Origin of the sequence: Rufibacter sp. DG15C, from assembly GCF_001577755.1 — a bacterium.
Taxonomy (GTDB): Bacteria; Bacteroidota; Bacteroidia; order Cytophagales; family Hymenobacteraceae; genus Nibribacter.
In genome coordinates this window covers 3,331,970-3,350,574 of sequence record NZ_CP010776.1, presented here as the reverse complement: position 1 = coordinate 3,350,574, position 18,605 = coordinate 3,331,970, and the positions used below count along the sequence as shown (strand labels likewise).

18 protein-coding genes are annotated in these 18,605 nt (G+C 49.0%); 9 read left to right on the top strand and 9 right to left on the bottom strand.

All coding sequences use genetic code 11. The features are described from left to right. Positions 1–162: 162 nt before the first annotated feature. A complete protein-coding gene (locus TH61_RS14335; RefSeq protein ID WP_066510777.1) occupies positions 163–1,971 on the top strand; it encodes a M1 family metallopeptidase in 1,809 nt (602 codons plus the stop codon). 73 nt (positions 1,972–2,044) lie between these two features. Here TH61_RS14335 and TH61_RS14330 read toward each other — a convergent pair whose 3' ends face one another. Beyond that, positions 2,045–2,539 carry a ferritin-like domain-containing protein gene (locus TH61_RS14330; protein ID WP_066510774.1) on the bottom strand — a complete coding sequence of 165 codons (495 nt, stop codon included), beginning with the start codon at positions 2,537–2,539 and terminating at the stop codon, positions 2,045–2,047. Between the two features lie 170 nt (positions 2,540–2,709). Between TH61_RS14330 and TH61_RS14325 the strand changes: the two genes are divergently transcribed. Further along, entirely contained in the window at positions 2,710–3,582 is an 873-nt protein-coding gene (locus tag TH61_RS14325) for a cyanophycinase (protein WP_066512898.1), read from the top strand. A 53-nt stretch (positions 3,583–3,635) separates the two neighbouring features. Here TH61_RS14325 and TH61_RS14320 read toward each other — a convergent pair whose 3' ends face one another. Then, a complete protein-coding gene (locus TH61_RS14320) occupies positions 3,636–4,574 on the bottom strand; it encodes an isoaspartyl peptidase/L-asparaginase family protein (protein WP_066510772.1) in 939 nt (312 codons plus the stop codon). A gap of 181 nt (positions 4,575–4,755) precedes the next feature. Between TH61_RS14320 and TH61_RS14315 the strand changes: the two genes are divergently transcribed. The 3 genes from TH61_RS14315 to TH61_RS14305 all read left to right on the top strand — a co-directional run bounded on the left by TH61_RS14315 (position 4,756) and on the right by TH61_RS14305 (position 6,819). Further along, positions 4,756–5,145 carry a DUF3127 domain-containing protein gene (locus TH61_RS14315; protein WP_066510770.1) on the top strand — a complete coding sequence of 130 codons (390 nt, stop codon included), beginning with the start codon at positions 4,756–4,758 and terminating at the stop codon, positions 5,143–5,145. Between the two features lie 153 nt (positions 5,146–5,298). Continuing rightward, the gene (locus TH61_RS14310) at positions 5,299–6,150 is read left to right on the top strand and encodes an SDR family oxidoreductase (protein ID WP_066510768.1); all 852 of its coding nucleotides are present in this window, start codon (positions 5,299–5,301) and stop codon (positions 6,148–6,150) included. Between the two features lie 45 nt (positions 6,151–6,195). Beyond that, a complete protein-coding gene (locus TH61_RS14305) occupies positions 6,196–6,819 on the top strand; it encodes a helix-turn-helix domain-containing protein (RefSeq protein WP_066510766.1) in 624 nt (207 codons plus the stop codon). Between the two features lie 62 nt (positions 6,820–6,881). Here TH61_RS14305 and TH61_RS14300 read toward each other — a convergent pair whose 3' ends face one another. Beyond that, on the bottom strand, positions 6,882–7,307 hold the full coding sequence (locus TH61_RS14300; protein WP_157600727.1) for a toxin-antitoxin system YwqK family antitoxin: 426 nt from the start codon (positions 7,305–7,307) through the stop codon (positions 6,882–6,884). 223 nt (positions 7,308–7,530) lie between these two features. Here TH61_RS14300 and TH61_RS14295 point away from each other — a divergent pair, with 223 nt between their 5' ends. Next, positions 7,531–8,910 carry a PhoH family protein gene (locus TH61_RS14295; protein WP_082780388.1) on the top strand — a complete coding sequence of 460 codons (1,380 nt, stop codon included), beginning with the start codon at positions 7,531–7,533 and terminating at the stop codon, positions 8,908–8,910. Positions 8,911–9,039: 129 nt separating this feature from the next. Here TH61_RS14295 and TH61_RS14290 read toward each other — a convergent pair whose 3' ends face one another. From TH61_RS14290 to TH61_RS14280, 3 genes are all read right to left on the bottom strand, one after another. After that, positions 9,040–9,573, bottom strand: a complete 534-nt coding sequence (locus tag TH61_RS14290; RefSeq protein ID WP_082780387.1) for a DinB family protein — start codon at positions 9,571–9,573, stop codon at positions 9,040–9,042. A 90-nt stretch (positions 9,574–9,663) separates the two neighbouring features. Beyond that, complete coding sequence (locus TH61_RS14285) at positions 9,664–9,846, bottom strand: hypothetical protein (protein WP_066510759.1); 183 nt, start codon at positions 9,844–9,846, stop codon at positions 9,664–9,666. Between the two features lie 55 nt (positions 9,847–9,901). Further along, complete coding sequence (locus TH61_RS14280) at positions 9,902–10,360, bottom strand: hypothetical protein (RefSeq protein ID WP_197464043.1); 459 nt, start codon at positions 10,358–10,360, stop codon at positions 9,902–9,904. A gap of 65 nt (positions 10,361–10,425) precedes the next feature. Between TH61_RS14280 and TH61_RS14275 the strand changes: the two genes are divergently transcribed. Both TH61_RS14275 and TH61_RS14270 read left to right on the top strand, forming a co-directional pair. After that, a complete protein-coding gene (locus TH61_RS14275) occupies positions 10,426–10,863 on the top strand; it encodes a YkvA family protein (RefSeq protein WP_066510753.1) in 438 nt (145 codons plus the stop codon). A 211-nt stretch (positions 10,864–11,074) separates the two neighbouring features. Then, positions 11,075–13,360, top strand: a complete 2,286-nt coding sequence (locus TH61_RS14270) for a S46 family peptidase (protein ID WP_066510751.1) — start codon at positions 11,075–11,077, stop codon at positions 13,358–13,360. A gap of 57 nt (positions 13,361–13,417) precedes the next feature. Here TH61_RS14270 and TH61_RS14265 read toward each other — a convergent pair whose 3' ends face one another. Together TH61_RS14265 and TH61_RS14260 are read right to left on the bottom strand one after the other, a co-directional pair. After that, a complete protein-coding gene (locus TH61_RS14265) occupies positions 13,418–13,867 on the bottom strand; it encodes a type II toxin-antitoxin system RatA family toxin (RefSeq protein ID WP_066510749.1) in 450 nt (149 codons plus the stop codon). 4 nt (positions 13,868–13,871) lie between these two features. After that, a complete protein-coding gene (locus TH61_RS14260; RefSeq protein WP_066510746.1) occupies positions 13,872–14,765 on the bottom strand; it encodes an SDR family oxidoreductase in 894 nt (297 codons plus the stop codon). A gap of 284 nt (positions 14,766–15,049) precedes the next feature. Between TH61_RS14260 and TH61_RS14255 the strand changes: the two genes are divergently transcribed. Further along, positions 15,050–17,065, top strand: coding sequence for an ATP-binding protein (locus tag TH61_RS14255; protein ID WP_066510744.1), 2,016 nt, complete (start codon positions 15,050–15,052; stop codon positions 17,063–17,065). On the opposite strand, the gene TH61_RS14250 is transcribed toward TH61_RS14255, so the two are convergent. After that, positions 17,057–18,544 carry an NAD(P)/FAD-dependent oxidoreductase gene (locus tag TH61_RS14250; protein WP_066510736.1) on the bottom strand — a complete coding sequence of 496 codons (1,488 nt, stop codon included), beginning with the start codon at positions 18,542–18,544 and terminating at the stop codon, positions 17,057–17,059. The genes TH61_RS14255 and TH61_RS14250 overlap by 9 nt on opposite strands. Positions 18,545–18,605: the final 61 nt, after the last annotated feature.

Genomic DNA, 18,605 nt, shown 5'->3' with positions numbered 1-18,605 from the left:
GCAATCTTATATATTGTGGGGCTTCTACCTATGGCAACCAGTGTTTACCTTGCTCTTGGCCAAGGCAAGAAACCTTACCCGAATCACTTAGTATGTATTACAAGCCAGGAGCATGATATCCATTCACCCGCTCTGGCAGCCACCACTACAATCCAAAGTACTATGACGCAAGAATCTTCTGCAACGGTTGCCCTTTCCCAAGACCCTCACAGCTTTGCCAGGCCTCAACAAGCCATCATCAAACACGTGGACTGGGACTTGGTGGTAGATTTTGACAAGAAACAGATCTCTGGGAATGGTATTTACAGAATAGAACAGACCAACCACAGCCTGGAGATTGTCTTGGATATAAGAGACCTGACCATCCATTCTGTAAAGCTAGACGATGACCCCTCAGAGCAGGAGTTCACGCTTTCGGCGCCAGTCAAGTACCTGGGGCAGGCGTTGCGCATTCCCTTGCAAAAGAAAACTAGGACTGTTACCATTGCCTTTGAAACCAAGCCACAAGCCGCCGCATTGCAGTGGCTGACACCTGAGCAGACGGCTGGCAAGCACCATCCCTTTTTGTTCACGCAGTCACAGGCCATACTGGCGCGCACCTGGCTTCCGTGCCAAGACAGCCCGGGCGTGCGGTTCACGTACACTGCAAAAGTCAAGGTGCCTGCTCATCTCTTACCCTTGATGAGCGCTGATAACCCCCAAGAGAAGAGCGCCCAAGGCGAATACTTTTTCAAGATGGACCAGCCAATTCCTTCTTATCTGTTGTCATTGGCGGTGGGTAACCTAGAGTTTAGGCCAGTGGGCAAGCGGTGCGGAGTTTATGCTGAGCCAGAAACCATCCAGGATGCCACCTATGAGTTTGCTGATACAGAGAAAATGCTGGAAGCCGCCGAAGCACTTTACGGTCCTTACCTCTGGGGCCGGTATGACTTGCTGGTGCTACCGCCTAGCTTCCCGTTTGGCGGTATGGAAAACCCTAAATTGACTTTTGCCACGCCTACCATCATTACCAAGGACCGCTCGCTCACTAGTCTCATTGCGCATGAACTTGCCCACTCCTGGTCAGGGAACCTGGTCACCAACGCCACCTGGAATGACTTCTGGTTGAACGAAGGCTTTACCGTCTACTTTGAACGCCGCATCATGGAGGCGCTCTACGGCCATGACTATTCAGAGATGCTGCACACCCTGGGCTACCAAGACTTGCAGCACGCTTTAACAGATGATCTGGCCTCAACCCCCAAAGACACTTGCCTAAAACTAGATTTACAAGGAAGTGACCCAGACGAAGGGCTCACCGAGATTGCCTATGAGAAGGGGAATTACTTTCTGCGGCACATTGAGAAACTGGTAGGACAAGAACGGTTTGACCAGTTTGTAAAAGCCTACTTCAACACCTATAAATTCCAGTCCATGGATACTACTCGTTTTCTGGAGATTCTGGAAAAAGAGCTCATAAATGGAGATGCCGCCCTACGTGAGCAAATCAATGCGAACGCTTGGGTGTATGAACCTGGCATACCCGCAGGCATTGAACCACCGCACGCCCGCAAGTTTGATCAGGTGAAAGAGCAACTGCAAAAGTGGGAAGCCGGCACACCCCCCTCAGAACTGGAAACCAACCACTGGAGCACGCACGAATGGCTCTACTTTCTAAGGGGCTTATCTAAATCCCTGACCTTGGCTAAAATGGAGGAACTGGACCAAGCCTTTACGTTCACCCAATCAGGCAATTCAGAGATTGTGGCGGTATGGTTGCAACATGCCATCACCCATAACTATACACCGGCCAATGCCCGACTAGAGGAGTTTCTAACCCATGTGGGTCGGCGCAAGTTTTTGGTACCTTTGTACAAAGCCCTGTTAGCCCAGCCTGACGGCAAGCAAAGAGCCAAGGCGCTCTACAAAAAAGCTAGACCCAACTACCATGCGGTGGCCACCAGCACCTTTGATGAAATGGTGGGTGTATAATTCAATAGAAACCGCAATAAAAAGGCCGGCTAGTGAATCCCAGTCGGCCTTTCTTATCTAAATAGAGATTCTATTAATGGTTCTCTGCCCTGTTGTTTACTGCTGTTTCTGCAATGAAGGTCAGTTTTTCATCGGCTTTTTTCTCTTCGCCTAAGATCTCTTGCAGAAGGTTCAATACGTCTGTGTGTCCTAAGAACTTGGCGTAGGTACAGGCAGTACCGTAGCCGGCTATCTCATAGTGCTCTACGCGCTGGGCGCAGGCAATCAGCCCGGCATCCATTACTTCGGCGTCTGCCTCATGTTCCATGAACTCTTTGGCCTCTCTTAAAAGGCCTTCCATGGCTTTGCACTTCTCACCGTTTCCGTCTACGCCTAAGATTTTAAAGCACTGCTGTAGTCTGGTAATCTGCATCTCAGTCTCCTTCATGTGGGAACTGATGGCAGTTTTAAGGTTGGTATTGGAGGCCTTGTCCAACATGTCTGGCATGGCCTTTAAAAGCTGCTGCTCTGCGTTGAACAAGTCTTTTAATTGATGGATGAACAGATCACTTAAGGATGTTAATTTCATAGCTAAAGTATTTAATAAGTGAATTTTAACCAGTACTAATTCTATACGACGCCCTCCCCCCGGGGTTAAAGACTTTCTGAGAAAAAGCGGTTTAAAAATCCTTTGCCCATATGTTCTTCTTTGATCCAATTGTTGCGTATAAGCGCTCAAAGAAGCACACAGCACCCTGCATGATTACATTAGACCAAACCCCTAAAGGCATCTTGATAGCGGTAGGCGGCAATGAAGACAAAGGCACCTTCCCCCTAAAAAAGAAGCGTTTCCACCTCAATTTCTTTGAGTTAGGCATCTTGCGCAAAATCATTGACACCATGGGCGGGCCAGAGGCCAGAATTGAGGTGATCACCACGGCATCTATGATTCCAGAAGAGGTGGGTGAGTTGTACCTGCGGGCGTTTATGGTCTTGGGATGCCACAATGTGGGGCTTCTGGACATACGGGATGAGCAGGACGCCCACCAACCAGAATACCTGGAACGGCTTAAAGTAGCCAACGGCGTCATGATGAGCGGCGGAGACCAATCCAGGCTCTCCAATATATTTGGCGGCACGCCTTTCCATAAGATCATGCTGGACCGGTACCTGCACGAAGAGGACTTTGTGATTGCCGGTACCAGCGCGGGCGCCATGGCCATGTCTGATGTGATGATCAAAGGCGGAAGCTCACCCAGTTCCCTACTCAAGGGATCAGTGCGGCTAGATAATGGCTTGGCCTTCCAGAAAAACGTGATTTTTGACTCTCACTTTGTAAAGCGGGGCCGCTTTGGCAGGTTAATGGAAGCCGTAGCCACCCATCCCTTTAAGATTGGCATTGGCCTAGGCGAAGACACGGGCGTCCTTATTCGGCAGGGCAACATCATTGAGACCATTGGCTCCAACCTGGTCATCATTGTAGACGGCCACCACATCAAGCACAACAATACGCCCTACGCAGCGCCGGGCATCCCTTTGTCCATTGAACACCTTTTGGTCCATGTGCTGGCCTACGGAAACTTCTATGACATCAAGGAGCGCAAATTCTCACATGTTCCCTTCCCGGGATGATAAGAAGCCATTTCTGGCCTATTTTCTAGAAATCAGGCCAAAAACGCGTGGGATTAGTCTTTGTAAATTGCCACCACCGGCGCCTTACCGCTCACCCAGGAGGCGCGGTACATTCCCTCAGAATTGAAAGGCATGGTGATTTCGCCTGTAGCGGAAATACCTATCAATCCACCTTCACCGCCCAAGCGCACCAGTTTATCATGCACCACAATGTCGGCGGCTTGCGTGAGGCTTAAGCCTTTGTATTCCACAAGGCAGGAAATGTCATAGGCTACTACTGCTCTTATAAAGAATTCACCGTGACCGGTGCAGGAGATGGCGCAGGTTTTGTTGTTGGCGTAGGTACCGGCCCCAATCACGGGCGTGTCGCCTATGCGGTTAAAATTTTTGTTGGTCATGCCGCCCGTAGAGGTGGCCGCGGCAATATTCCCGGCTTTGTCCAGCGCCACCGCGCCCACGGTGCCAAATTTCTTGTCCTTGAGGTCTTCTGTATGGTCCAGCATGTACACATCAGAGTCGCGCAATTGCTGCCATTGCTCATAGCGCTGCTTGGTATAGAAATACTCGTCTGGTTCAAAGGCTAGGCCTTGCTTGCGGGCAAACTCCTCGGCGCCCTGCATGCACAAGAACACGTGGTCTGAGTGGCGCAGCACCTGGCCGGCCAATTGCACTGGGTTCCGGACGTTTCTCACCCCGGCCACCGCCCCCGCTGCCAGGGTTTTGCCGCACATGATGGAGGCGTCCATTTCATGGCGGCCTCTTTTGTTAAAGACAGACCCTTTGCCAGCATTGAACAAGGGATGATCTTCCAATGATACCACCACGGCCTCCACGGCTTCCAAGGCAGTGCCACCATTGTTTAATAGTCTGTGTCCCACGTTTAAGGCATCCTGCAAGGCGGCGCGGTAGGCGCTGTCCAGTTCTGGGGTGAGCAGTTCGCGGGTGATGGTGCCGGCACCACCGTGTAGGGCAAGGGCAAAGGTATTCTCCATACAGTAGAGCAGTGTTTTTAAGTATGTAAGGCTTACGGAAATACAACCGCAAAAGGTCTGAAACGCGCGTTTGGGCCTTCTAAAACCAAGTAAATTAAAGTACCCAAAGGGGAATCTTAACCCTGTAATCTTTGTATATTTGTAACTGAGTTACTTTACTAATCTTATAAATTTATCACCTATGTCTTTTGATGTTCAAGGAAGATTACACGAGATCTTTGACGAAACCCAAGTGAGCGAAAAATTCCGTAAGCGTGAATTTGTACTTGAAATTCCGGATGGCTCTTATACGCAATACGCTAAGTTTCAGCTTACGCAAGACAAGTGCAACATTCTAGACAATTATAAAACCGGCGATGAAGTGAAAGTGGCGTTTAACCTGAGCGGCAAGCCGTTCACCAAAAACGGGACCACCATGTATTTCACCAACTTGCAGGCTTGGAGAGTGGAGCACGCAGGTGCCCCTGCCCCAGCCCAAAACGGCGGTGGCGGACGTCCAGCGTTCTCACAAGAGCCAGCCAAGGCCAATTCATTCATCAGTGATGACATGGACAACGATCTTCCTTTCTAAGGAAAGTCCTTTTCAATAACAGAATGCGGCCCCAAAAAGGCCGCATTTTTTGTTTCTCAACAGAAATCCTCCTATTTCGTTTAAAAATATAGCCAACTGCGGGCTTTTTCCGTAGTGCCAGTATTCTGCCCAAAAGGGCAAGCGCCAGCAACAATGACACAGCAAGACAATTCAGGGAAAGTAATGGTAGTGACGGGCGCCAGCTCGGGCATAGGCAAAGCCACCGTAGAGGCTTTGGCCCAAACCGGTGCCACGGTGGTGATGGTATGCCGCCACGAAGGCCGCGCCCAGGACGCCCTGCAGGAAATAACCGCCAAAGTGCCCCAAGCCAAACTAAACGTTTACCTGGCAGATTTATCAGAACTAGACGCCGTGCGTGCCCTAGCCCAAGAATTAAAAGACGCCTACCCTGCCATTGACGTGCTCATTAACAACGCGGGCATCATCCCAGGCTTGTTAAGCAATTCCAAAGAAGGGCTGGAACTGGCCTGGGTCACCAACCATTTGGCGCCATTCCTGCTTACCAACCTGCTTATGAACAGTTTGCTGGCCGCCCCGCAGGGAAGAATCATCAACCTCACCTCAGAGGCGCACCGCTTGGGACAGATTGATTTCGGGCAGTTGGGCAACCCCAAGCATTACAGCGCCATTACCGCCTATTCAGACTCTAAACTGGCCAACATCCTGTTCACCTATGAGCTGGCCAAACGGGTGGAGTTCACCAACCTGACGGTCAACTGCGTGCACCCAGGCGTAGTGGCCACTAACTTTGGTAAGTCCAGCAGCCGGTTTGTCCGGGCGCTCTTGTTCATGGGACGCTTTTTTATGCGGTCCAGCCAAAAAGGCGCTGAAACGCCCGTCTTCCTGGCCACGTCTCCAGAGGTAGAGAAGATAAGCGGCAAGTATTTCAAAGACAAAAAGCAGATCAAGTCTGCCATGGGCACCTACAACGCCCACACCGCCCGCCGGCTCTGGGAGCTGAGCGAGGAACAAACCGGTTTTTAGCCTGTTTTCTGGAAATCAGGCTAAAAACGAAAACCTACTGGCCACATGCATGACTTGTATCTGCTCATTTTTCAGGGCGAAGGCGAGACGCTGGAATTCAAAAAGACCATCACCCACGCCAACCGCATTGCCCGCACCATTGTGTCCTTTGCCAATGCGCGCGGCGGCCAGATCTTGGTGGGCGTGCAGGACGATGGCACCGTCTGCGGCGTAGACCCCGAAGAAGAGAAGCACACCCTTGAAGAAGCCATTCATTTCTATTGCCAGCCACCGGTGCCCGTGCGCTATGAAGAAGTAGACATGGAACAGGGAACCGTCCTAAAAGTCATCATCCCCGAAAGCAACCAGAAACCACACTTGGCTAAAGTCAAGGAAGACGATTGGCGCGGCTACGTGCGCGTGGGGGATGAAAGCGTCCAGACCAGCCAACTGGTAGAAAAGTCCATGCAACTGGAGCCCCTGGAGGAAAGCATCGCTGAGGTTCTCAATTACCAGGAAGCGAAGGTTTTGGAGTTGCTGGCCAAACACCGTAAACTCACCATCAAGCAGTTCACGCAAATGGCCAACCTCTCCAGGCGCCGCGTGCAACGCCTCCTGGTGGACCTGACCCTGCAAGGCAAAATAAGAATGCACGATAAAGAGAAAGTACCGTTCTTCACACTCAGCTAATCTTCCCAGTTCAATCGTTTTTAGGCTATTTCTTGGAAAACAGGTCAAAAACGTCTGCCTTGTTACTTCTTATTGCTAGTATTTGCCTTGGTAGGAATAGGCTTTTCTGAGGTGGGCCTGCCGCGGTGAAAGGACTTCCAGCCAACCCAGGTGCCCAAAGAATCATAATATTGCCAGTCACCATGCCATTTGTACATGAGTAGGCTGTCTTGCTCAAACAGGTACGCGGCCCCTTTATGCGATACCTTACCGTTGGGATGATAAAAGGTGGTTTGAATGCGCTTGCCGTTGCGCTCATACTTTTCCAGACGCTCCAGTTTACCAGTTTCGGAAAAAGTTTTCCAGGTTCCAAAATCCTTGCCGTGTTTGTATTTTCCTTGTGATAACACCTGCGCTTGTTTGTGCTCATAAAATACCCGCCACCTGCCATGCCGGTTGCCGTCTTTGTCAACTTGGTTCCACTTCCAGGGCCATACTTGCGCCTGCACGATTGGTTGAGAAAACAGAGCCAGTGCCGTTACCAAAACAAATAATAAAACAAAAGGCCTTTTCATAGAGTGTGAGCAATAGGATTGGATAAGCTTTTTGAATCAAGGTAAGAAACTTGAGCTCAAGGAAGCAACGCTTCCTTTACCAAATCTTAACATGAAAGCTTTATTTCTTCTGGCAAATGTTTGTACCTTAAAGCAATGAGTCATTAACCCAGCCGTCATGAAAAAGCCAGCCAGTCCCCGCAAGCGTGCCAGCATACCTGTAGAGGAAGTACCGCACAAGACCAAGAAGGTGTTTGTGCTAGATACCTCTGTGATTCTATATGACCATAGCGCCGTAGAGCATTTCGGGGAGCATGATGTGGCCATTCCCATAACGGTGCTGGAGGAGCTGGACAACTTCAAAAAGGGCAACGACATCAAGAACTTTGAAGCCCGGGAGTTCATTAGGTACATTGACGAGTTGTCCAATGAGCACATGCTCCAGACCTGGATTCCCTTGGTTGGCTCCAACAAAGGCCGGTTCAAGGTGCTCATGAGCCACGGCTCGCCGCTGGACGCCGAGAAGATCTTCAATGACAACAAAGCCGACCACAAGATTCTGAACGCCACCCTCCTGCTCCAGCATGAGATGCCTGATTACAAAGTGGCCCTGGTAACCAAAGACATTAACCTGCGCCTGAAAGCCCGCGCCCTGAACCTGGCCGCCGAGGATTACGAGACGGGCAAGATCCAGAACGTGACCAACCTGTACCGGGGCAATGACTTGGTAGAGAACATTCCACAGACGGTAATCTCACAGTTGTATGACGAAGGCGTCTGCCCCATTGAAGAGGCCATGCCCAACCCACCTTCAGACAACCATTACTTTATCCTGCGCAGCACTAAGTCCTCTGCCCTAGCATATTATAATCCAGCAGAAAGAGTCTTGGAGCGCGTAGACAAGCAGGTGGCAGTAGGCATCAAACCCAGAAACGCGGAGCAGACCTTCGCGCTGCATGCCATCTTGCACCCAGATATAAAGCTAGTGACCATTCAGGGCGTGGCAGGAACGGGCAAGACCTTGCTGGCGCTGGCCGGTGCCTTGGAACAGCGCGAACAGTACAACCAGATTTACCTGGCCCGGCCCATCGTCCCGCTGGGGAACCGCGATCTGGGTTTCTTGCCCGGTGATGCCAACTCCAAGATTGGGCCTTACATGGAACCGCTCTGGGACAACCTCAAATTCATCCAGAACCAGTTTCCTGACCATAGCAAGGAAAGCAACCGAATCAAGCAAATGGTGGAAGATGATAGACTGGTGATTACGCCGCTCGCCTACATTAGAGGCAGAAGCCTTTCTAACATCATCTTCATTGTAGACGAAGCCCAGAACCTAACCCCCCATGAGATTAAGACCATCATCTCCCGAGCCGGCGAAAACACTAAAATCATCTTTACGGGAGATATTTACCAGATTGACACGCCTTATCTGGACACGCAAAGCAACGGCCTCTCCTACCTCATTGATAAAGTCAAAAACCACCCGTTGTATGCCCACATCACGCTCCAGCGCGGCGAACGCTCTGAGTTGGCGAATTTGGCAAATGAACTTCTATGATTGTTGGTTGTTGATAGTTCATTGAAAATGCAGAAGTCCGTTTTTGGGCTGTTTTCTAGAAAACAGCCCAAAAACGGACTTCTGCATGTAATAAAAATCTGCTAATTCCTTAAAACAATTAGCAATCAATTACAACTTAGCAAGGTAGCGCTCTTTTAAGATGTTGAGGTGGTGGCGTTCATGACCGGCAATGATAAAGGCTAAGGCGGCCACCGTCATTGGGTTGCCGTTGGCGTTCCCTATTTTAGAAAAGGCTCTTTCCGGCAGGTATTTGAATAGTGAAAGCGAGGCAGCGCGTATGGTGCGGTGCTCTTCCACTAAATCTGTCAGGGTGCGCTCAGAGAAGTTGGATTGCACCACATAGTCGTTCTCATCAAACCCCGGAAGCGGCTGCTGCTCTCCCCTGGCAAAGCACAGCGCCCGATAGGACATGATGCGCTCTGTGTCGTTCATGTGGCCAAGAAGTTCCTTAATGGACCACTTGCCCGGCTCATAGGCAAAGTTAGACTCCCCTTCACTTACCCGCGCAAACAGCTGTACCACTTCTTGCTGTTGCATTAGCAGCAAGTCCAGAACGTTGGTCTGGTCAGAGATGCTGTTGATATATTTTTCGTAGTAGGCAGGGTACTCAGCGGGCTGTGGTTTAGGGATCATGGTCTTCATTTGTATTGGATCGGAAATTAACAACTCTAATACATGACATCCAAATGCAGCCACCTCAACCCATCAACTGGCTTTTCTCAGTAAGGGCAGTTAGATGGCAAACCGCTCCTTGCAGATATGCGTCTTGGTGGTGACTTCCCCACCTTCTGCGTTAGTGTAGTTCTCCACTTGAGTTTCACACTCCAAGTGATCATTACTTTGATGAATAAACACCAGACCCGCCACCGCCAACAGGGTTAAAACAATCAGCACAAACACATTACGAACCTCCATTTGAATTATTAATTACTAGAACAATCTACCCTGAGTAATGCCATTTTAAAGGAAGTTAAGGCTTCTTGATTTGCAAATGAAGCTTTGCAGCTGACTTTGGCAGAGCATTCAAAAGATGGTACGTGGTGTTTGGCTTCGCTTTTAAAACCGGCATGGCATTAAGAGGTAGTTCTTCTTGGGCAAAGCTTGGGTTAGACACAGCGGGGTTATCATGTAATATGATTTTTGGCGTTGGTTTGTGAAAACCGCCCATGGGCATACTTCCCTTCCCTTGACCTTTATCGTTGCTCTCATCAAAAGACTCCTGACTCTCAGCTTGCTGACAAAAGCCGCTCAGTGAAAAAAGCATGAACAGGGTTAATAAGCTTATCTTTTTCATAGAATGGATAGCAGTAGGTACAATAAAGGCCCGGGCCCAACTTGGTTTAGAAATGTAGCATCTTTCCTTGAAAAAGACAAAGCGCCGTTTTTGGCCTCCTTTCCAGAAAACAGGCCAAAAACGGAGGGCTTGCATATCCAACGCATCGGGTTGGCCGTATATCACGCAAATTGAACGTTGAACCTCAAACGAAATTCCATATGAGTACTCTAGCCGATAAAGGATTTACACTATCCAAGAACGTTTTCTTCAAGTTCCTCATGGGCAAAGCCGGTGGCTTGATGGGCAAGCCGGTTAAAATTGGCATCCTGCTCACCACTGCCTATGAGAAACTGACCTCTGCCAAATCTAATGAAAGTGGCTTTGAGCAAATCAAAGACATTATGATGCGCTTCATGCGCCTGGTCAAAGCCTACACCCATGGTACCTACCATGACATCAACACCAAGTCCCTGTTATTGGGCGTGGCGGTGTTGTTGTACGTGGTAACCCCCCTGGACATCATCCCAGACTTCATTCCCATTCTAGGCTTCGCTGATGACCTGAGCTTGATGGCGTGGTTTATCTCGGCGTTCCAGGAAGAGTTGCAGAAATTCCAGACCTGGGAAGAAGGCTCCGTTGCCATTGGTCATTCTTAAGCAAGTCATTCTTCCTCAGCCTAATCTTTAGATAGGCAGGTAAACAAAGCCGTTTTTGGCCTGGTTTCACAGAATCAGGCCAAAAACGGCTTTGTTTGTTTACAGCATTATACCACGCGCCTTTCAAAGACGTTTGTGTGCTAAATCCCTTTAAATTCTACCCGCTAACGCCTCTTATTTTGTACCTTTGGGGCAGACAAAAAATCTCATAATGCTTAACCCTAAACAACTGTTCTTGGTGCTGCTGCTGGCACTGTGTTCTCTTAGCGCCTGGGCTAGACCAGACGAGGGAATGTGGCTGCCCATGCTCCTAAAGCAATTGAATGAGACCGACATGCAAAAGAAGGGCATGCGTCTCTCTGCCGAGGATATTTATTCTATCAATAAGTCAAGCTTAAAGGACGCCATTGTGCAGTTTGGCAGTGGCTGTACCGGCGAGATTATCTCTAACCAAGGTTTACTGCTCACCAACCACCACTGCGGGTACGGCCAGATTCAGTCGCACAGTTCTGTAGAGAATGATTACCTCACCAAAGGGTTCTGGGCCATGAGCAAAGAGCAGGAAAAGCCGAATCCCGGGCTTACGGCTACGTTCATTGTGCGCATGGAAGACGTGACCAAACAAATACTTGGTGACATCCCTTCTAATTTAACAGAGGCAGAACGTGAGCACCGCATCACCACCAACATCAAAAAGGTACAGTACGGCGCCACCAACGGCACGCACTATGGCGCCATCATTCGGCCGTTCTTCTATGGCACTGAGTACTACATGTACATCACCGAGACCTTCAGGGACATACGGTTGGTAGGCGCGCCACCAGAGAGCATTGGCAAGTTTGGCGGTGACACAGATAATTGGATGTGGCCCCGCCACACCGGCGACTTCTCTATCTTCAGGATTTATGCCGGGCCAGACAACAAGCCCGCAGATTACTCTACCAACAACAAGCCCTACACCCCCAAGCACCATTTGCCAATCTCGCTTGCTGGCATCAAGGAAGGCGATTTTACCATGGTATTCGGTTTCCCGGCGCGTACCACGGAGTATTTACCGTCACAGGGCGTAAGTGAGATCGCCGAAATCTCTGACCCCGCCAAGGTGAAGATCAGAACCATGCGCCTGCACTTGCTGGAGCAGGACATGTTGGCAGATCCTAAAGTGAGAATCCAATACGCGGCAAAGTATGCCAGCGTGAGTAATTCGCATAAAAGATGGATTGGTGAGATGCGCGGCTTAAAAAAATTGGATGCCATCGCTAAGAAACAAGACCTGGAGAAACAGTTTGCGCATTGGGTGAGCCAGGAAACGGGTCGTAAGAGCATGTACGGACACGTGCTGCCCCACTTTGAGCAGAACTACACCATCCTGGCCAATGACATCAGCCTCACCAGGGATTATTACCAAGAGGCTGCACTGGGGGTAGAGTTGTTAAGCTATGCCCAAAGCTTTTTGGACCTGGCAGAACTCATCCAGAAAGGGTACCAGACAGAGCAACAGAAAGCTGACATCCAGACTCAGATTAAAGGCCTGCTAGACGCGGCCCCTGCTTATTTTAAGAACTACAACCAGGCCACTGATAAAAAGGTGTTTGCGTCTTTGCTAGAGATGTACGCCATTGACATCGCCTACAAATACCAGCCAGAGGCCTTGAAAAAAGCCATGGAAGCCAAAAAATTCACCTGGGCCTCTTATGCTGACAAAGTTTACGGACCGTCTAACTTGGCTTCTCTAGAAAAAGTAACCGCGCTGTTAAAGCTTTCGCCCAACGCCATTAAGGCCAAGCTATTGGCAGACCCAGCCGTTACCCTCTTGCAGAGCTTCAACAATGTGTACCAAGAAGAGATTCTGCCGGTCTACAACCAGCTAACGGAGCAAAACACGCTGCTTAACCGCCTGTACTTGCAAGGGTTACGTGAGATGCAAAAGGATAAGAAGTTCTACCCAGATGCTAATTCCACCCTACGGGTTTCTTACGGTAAGGTAGAAGGATATAAGCCTTCTGAAGATGTGACCTATGAGTACTACACCACCCTGGAAGGCCTAATAGAAAAATCTGGGATGACTGAAATTCCTGATTACCGGATTCCTGACAAACTAAGAGAGCTGCATCTTAAGAAAGACTATGGCCCATATGCCATCAATGGCAAGATGCCTGTGGCCTTCTTGGCCTCCAACCATACCACGGGGGGTAACTCGGGGTCACCAGTCATCAATGCCAAAGGCGAATTGGTGGGACTCAACTTTGACCGCAACTGGGAAGGCACCATGTCTGACATCATGTATGACCCCGAGCGGGTGCGCAATATCTCCTTAGACGTGCATTACCTGTTGTTCTTGATAGACAAGTTTGCCGGCGCCGGCCACCTGGTGCAAGAGATGAATGTCATCTACCCTTCTTCACAGCCAGACCCTGTGGTTAAAAAAGAGTCCGTAGAGATTAAGCATAAAGACAACATCTTTAAGACGAAGAAAAAAGTTAAAATAGACGATTAACTTCGTTTTTGACCTCTTTTCATAAAAATAGCCCAGAAACGATCTGGGCTATTTTTTTTATTGCTGTTCTGCGGCTTCCTTAAAATATCTAAGTCGGTTTTTTATATCAGTCATTAAGAGCCACTTCAAGAATGGATTCATCAGTAGGTGGCCAATTGCACCGGCTTTGGCCTGAAAGTTATACCGAAAGAACACGCGTGTCTGTCCGTTGGCTACTTCTTTAAACCGCCAGCTGCCTGAAAACTTTTTAAAAACCCAGGGGCCTTTTGTCATTTCCATGGCCACCTGCTGCGGCGGGTTAAAACTCACATAGCGCACGGTCATGCCTATCCCTTTCTGGCTTTCACAATATGCCTCTACTCCTTTGCCCGCTTTATGGATGCCATGCTTTAAATAGGCTGCGCGCAGGTATTTGTCCCAGTCCAGGCGTTTGGTATAATCTTGAGACAACCAAAACAGCTCTTCTGGCGGCGCCTGTATGAGAATGGAATCTTCCAGCGTAGGCATAGGTTTACTCTTTGCTGTCTGACGGCTTTTTACCGCGCACCATTTGCTCTACTACGTCCCACATCTCTTGGGGTACCTGGTCTAAGTTGTTGAACTCACCGCCGCCGTATAGCCACTCTCCGCCGTCAATGGTAATCACCTCACCGTTCACGTACGCCGAAAAATCTGACATGAGGTAAGCCGCCAAGTTGGCCAGTTCCTGATGCTCGCCGTAGCGTTTTAAAGGAATGCGCTTCAGAGGGTCTAATTTTTCTGCGAGGGCTTCTGGGAACAGTCGGCTCCAGGCACCTTCTGTGGGGAAGGGACCGGGCGCTATGGCATTGGACCTGATGCCGTATTTAGCCCACTCAGAGGCCAAGGAACGCGTCATAGCCAATACCCCAGCCTTGGCCGTAGCAGAGGGCACTACGTAGCCAGAACCCGTCCAGGCGTAGGTGGTAACAATGTTCAAGATAGTACCCGCTTGCTTTTGAGCAATCCAATGCTTGCCTAAGGTAAGCGTGCAATTATAACTACCTTTCAAGACGATGTCCACAATCACGTCAAACGCTTTAGGACTTAAGCGCTCTGTAGGGCTTATGAAATTACCGGCAGCGTTGTTTAACAACCCGTGCACAGACCCAAATCTATCCAAGGTGGCTTTGAGCATGGCTTCTACCTCTAGCGGCTTCCGGACGTCACAGGCAACGGCCAGCACCTGGCCGCCAGTCTCTTCCATCATTTCTGCTGCAGTTTTCTCCAGGACCTCTAACTTACGACTAGTAATCACCAAATTGGCGCCCAGCTTAAGAAAATAGGTGCCCATGGACCTACCCAAGCCCGTGCCGCCACCGGTGACAATGATGGTTTTACCAAGCAAGGCGCCATCGCGCAACATGGGTTCTGTATATTGGCTCATAGTATTATGGTTTTGTAAGTACAATTTAATGTCAATGGGACTGCTCTTACTGAATCACGGTAAATTCTTGGCAAGCCTTTCCTAGATAAACCCGGATTTGTGGACCGTCATAGGTTACAATCTGTAGATACCCCTTGTAACTCAAGTATTTTAGAATTCTTACAAGAAATTTTTATCCCTAGAAAAATCCTACTAAATTAATCTAATAATACGGCAAGTAATCAGCTTGCATACTATTGAAAATTGAAATTATCTCCTAACTTTACCAGTGTTTATTACTACCTATGAGAAACATTCTTTTAGTGGTGGTGCTCTTTTTGTACACTACTGCTGGCCTGGCAAATGGGAGAAATACCCAGCAATTGCTTCAGGATTTGAAGAACGTCTCTGCCCCCCAAGAGAAAGCTGAACTTCTAAACGTCATTACACAACGCTACTGGGAGATTGATCCATCCCTATCGGTGGCGTATGGCCTTAAGGCAGCGGCTTTCTGTAAAGACCAAGGCTTCCAAAAGCTGTTGGCCACGGCTTATAACAACACCAGCGTGGCGTATTATTGGTTAAACAACCTTCCCAAAGCCACTGAGTTTGCCAAGAAATCCTTAAAACTCCGCGAAAACCTGAAGGATACCATCGGGTTGGGTAGCAGCTATAACAACTTAGGTAACCTGTCTAGAGACCAAAAGCAATACGCCGTGGCCCGGGGCTATTTCCAGAAAGCCTTACTCATTGGCAATCAGCAGAAAAAGCACAAACTAACCAGCACCTCTCTAAGCAATATTGGGACGGTGTATGAGCTGGAGAAAAATTACCAAAAAGCCTTAGACTACTATTTTCAGGCCAATGCCATCAACCAAAGCGCCTTAGATCCTTACGAGCTGGCCATTGACCATTTTAACATTGGCAACGTCTACCTAAGCCTTAAACAAAACAGCAAAGCCTTGTTTCATTTAAACAAAGCCTTGGCCTACAGCATCCAAACCGAAAACAAGGTAAATGAAATGTACGTGGTGCGGTCCCTGGCCAAGCTGCATGTGGCCCAAGGTAAATTAAACGAAGCCCTGGCCTATGCTTTACAAGGATTGTCCATTGCCAAGGCCATCCCCTCCCCAGAGGGAGTTAAAGAAAGCGCGCAGCAATTAAACGAGATTTACACAGCCCAAAGAGAGTATCAAAAGGCGCATGAATACTTAACCCTGTATACCATCACCCAAGACTCCTTACGGTCCCAAACCCAGGAACAGGCTTTAGCTGAGGTAAATGCCAAGTACGAGACAGACAAGAGTGCGCTTGAGATAAAGCGCCTAACCGCAGAGCATGAACTGCACTCAGAGAAGTTGGCTCAGAAGACGAAAGAGCAATACACGGTTGGCATCCTCTTGTTTATGATTGGCGCGCTGGCAGTGGTCTTTTTAAGAGGACGCAACAGGGTGCAGAAAGTGAATCAGCAGCTATCTACCTACAACCAGTTGATCCTGGAGAAGAATGAGAGCATTCAAGAGCAAGCCGACGCCTTGGTAGCACAGGCAGAATTGTTACAGAATCAGAAAGAGCAGCTGGAGAGTATTAATCAGGTGAAGGATCGACTCTTCTCCATTGTAGCCCATGACTTGAGAGGTCCTTTGATTTCACTGCAATCATTGCTACAGATTATCTCCATGGGCAATCTGCCGCCAGAGAAGATGGCCAAATTCATGCATGACTTGAATGTTCAACAACAAAACACATTGGGCCTGTTGGACAATCTCTTGATGTGGGCTAAAATCCAGATGAAAGGAATGCAATTAGACACCAAACCAGTGCAGGTTCAACAGCTGGTAGACCAAAATATTAAATTACTGTCTCCGCAGGCCCAGAAAAAAGGCATCAAATTAGAGAACCACCTTCAAAGTAACGTGATGGCTCTGGCAGACCCTGAAACCTTGAAACTGGTCTTCCGGAATTTGATTTCGAATGCCATTAAGTTCTGCAAGGAAAATGATATGGTAGAGATTTCTGCTGTAGTGACTGCTGAAGCTTTTTTGCAGATAACGGTGAAAGACTCAGGCAAAGGGATTAGCACGGAGAATCAGCTAAAGCTCTTTGGGCCGAATCATTACAAAGAAGTTGGGACCGCCAATGAAAAAGGCAACGGCCTGGGGTTGATGCTCTGCAAAGAGTTCATTGAAAAAAACGGCGGCACCATCTGGGTGGAAAGCGAAGTAGGGCAAGGAAGCCAGTTCCATTTCACCATACCTGCCTGTAAAACAGTTCCAGATTCTAAACCGCTTAGCCCTTCCAGAGAATTAGAGCTAGCGTAATTTCTGGAGGTAACTAGGGAAATGGTCTCTCAGCAATTTATGCGCTGCACTAATGCCCCCTAAACACACTCCAGGAATTCCCTGCCCGGGATACACCGTATCACCACAGACATAGGCTTTTTTACCGTCAAGCCGCGCGTCTTTCATTCGCCAAGGTTTTATTGCCATGTATTGCGGGTAGCCTCCCACCTGCCCCCATTCCCTTCCCGTCCATTTTATCCAAGCACCAGGCGTTGCCGCTTGTACATACAGCACTTTATCCTTTTCTAAAAATCCTTGGGCTGCCAAAAACTGGATCACCCACTGCTCTAGTTCCTTTTTCTGGTCTATGTAATGGGCGGCAGGATGCATTACGTGCGTGCTGACTGCTGCTAGACAGACGCCTGCTGGCGCTCTAAGTTCATCCTCTGGGTGGCTTAGGCTAATAAACACACTGTCACTACCTACATAAGGAACGCCGCCGGGCACATGGACTTGGTGATGTAAGGTATCTGGCTCATGTCCAGTCCTTTCAAAGGCGATGCTCCAGGTTAAGGCGCTATTTACTTTCTCTGAGTTAAGCATGTATTTACCGAGCTTTTTACGGATAGCCGACTCTTTAAAAAGATGCGGCAAGTTATTCATAGGCAAACCCCCTATCACAAAGTCAGTGAGTATTTCACCCTTTGACGTGTTGAGCAAATACGCACCCTTATTAGTAGTCATTACGGAGATCACCTTATGCTTATACAATATTTCTCCGCCATTGGCCTCTAAAAAGTTAACAGCTGCCTGAGCCAACTGCCTGAGCCCACCAGGCACGTAATAATTACCGTACAGCGTGTAACATAGGGCCGTCGCTCCAAACAATACATTCACCTCTTGGTGCAGGTTCTGGGCGGTAATGAGCAATTGCTGGTCTACAAACTGCACAAACCGCTTGTTATCTGTAAGGCCATGTTTGGCTATTAAGCTTGAAAGGGATTGAAAGGCTTTGGGAATAAGCGTCAGTTGCCTGAACTCAAAATTCTTGATGGCAGGTGCTAGATCAGAAAAAGAACTGAATGGAAAACTGATCTGCCTCAGGGAGGTGCGCCAGACTTTTTGACTGATGGCATAGCAGGCCTCCCAGAACTCCCGCTGACCAGATTTGCCAAATACGCGTTCTGCTTCCAGAATCCAATCCTCTAGGTTAGGATAGCGCGTAATAAACGTGCCATCTGTTAATCGTACTTGCATGGGCACCTCCAACCGATTCATAGGTACCTTGATGCCTGTCGCATCAAACATGTAGCGTAGGGGCATGTGCTCATCCAGCCCTACCAAAGTAGTGGCGCCGGTCTCAAACCAAAAGCCTTTCCGTTTATAGGTAGAGGCGCATCCACCGGGGTATTTATTCATTTCCAACACCGTCACCTGCAATCCAGCCTTTGCCAGAAGCGCCGCTGCCGTCAACGCGCCAAATCCCGATCCCACTACGGCCACTTGTACCTTCTTCATATCTGCTAAGGAACAGGAACCGCTGCTTTTTGTTGCGATCTACCCAATTGCCCCCGTTCTT

What these genes read in the sequence shown, in the direction of transcription:
- TH61_RS14335 (WP_066510777.1), top strand. Translation starts at nt 163, where the DNA reads ATGACGCAAGAATCTTCTGCAACGGTTGCCCTTTCCCAAGACCCTCAC.
- TH61_RS14330 (WP_066510774.1), bottom strand. Translation starts at nt 2,539, where the DNA reads ATGAAATTAACATCCTTAAGTGATCTGTTCATCCATCAATTAAAAGAC.
- TH61_RS14325 (WP_066512898.1), top strand. Translation starts at nt 2,710, where the DNA reads ATGATTACATTAGACCAAACCCCTAAAGGCATCTTGATAGCGGTAGGC.
- TH61_RS14320 (WP_066510772.1), bottom strand. Translation starts at nt 4,574, where the DNA reads ATGGAGAATACCTTTGCCCTTGCCCTACACGGTGGTGCCGGCACCATC.
- TH61_RS14315 (WP_066510770.1), top strand. Translation starts at nt 4,756, where the DNA reads ATGTCTTTTGATGTTCAAGGAAGATTACACGAGATCTTTGACGAAACC.
- TH61_RS14310 (WP_066510768.1), top strand. Translation starts at nt 5,299, where the DNA reads ATGACACAGCAAGACAATTCAGGGAAAGTAATGGTAGTGACGGGCGCC.
- TH61_RS14305 (WP_066510766.1), top strand. Translation starts at nt 6,196, where the DNA reads ATGCATGACTTGTATCTGCTCATTTTTCAGGGCGAAGGCGAGACGCTG.
- TH61_RS14295 (WP_082780388.1), top strand. Translation starts at nt 7,531, where the DNA reads ATGAAAAAGCCAGCCAGTCCCCGCAAGCGTGCCAGCATACCTGTAGAG.
- TH61_RS14290 (WP_082780387.1), bottom strand. Translation starts at nt 9,573, where the DNA reads ATGAAGACCATGATCCCTAAACCACAGCCCGCTGAGTACCCTGCCTAC.
- TH61_RS14285 (WP_066510759.1), bottom strand. Translation starts at nt 9,846, where the DNA reads ATGGAGGTTCGTAATGTGTTTGTGCTGATTGTTTTAACCCTGTTGGCG.
- TH61_RS14280 (WP_197464043.1), bottom strand. Translation starts at nt 10,360, where the DNA reads ATGCAAGCCCTCCGTTTTTGGCCTGTTTTCTGGAAAGGAGGCCAAAAA.
- TH61_RS14275 (WP_066510753.1), top strand. Translation starts at nt 10,426, where the DNA reads ATGAGTACTCTAGCCGATAAAGGATTTACACTATCCAAGAACGTTTTC.
- TH61_RS14270 (WP_066510751.1), top strand. Translation starts at nt 11,075, where the DNA reads ATGCTTAACCCTAAACAACTGTTCTTGGTGCTGCTGCTGGCACTGTGT.
- TH61_RS14265 (WP_066510749.1), bottom strand. Translation starts at nt 13,867, where the DNA reads ATGCCTACGCTGGAAGATTCCATTCTCATACAGGCGCCGCCAGAAGAG.
- TH61_RS14260 (WP_066510746.1), bottom strand. Translation starts at nt 14,765, where the DNA reads ATGAGCCAATATACAGAACCCATGTTGCGCGATGGCGCCTTGCTTGGT.
- TH61_RS14255 (WP_066510744.1), top strand. Translation starts at nt 15,050, where the DNA reads ATGAGAAACATTCTTTTAGTGGTGGTGCTCTTTTTGTACACTACTGCT.
- TH61_RS14250 (WP_066510736.1), bottom strand. Translation starts at nt 18,544, where the DNA reads ATGAAGAAGGTACAAGTGGCCGTAGTGGGATCGGGATTTGGCGCGTTG.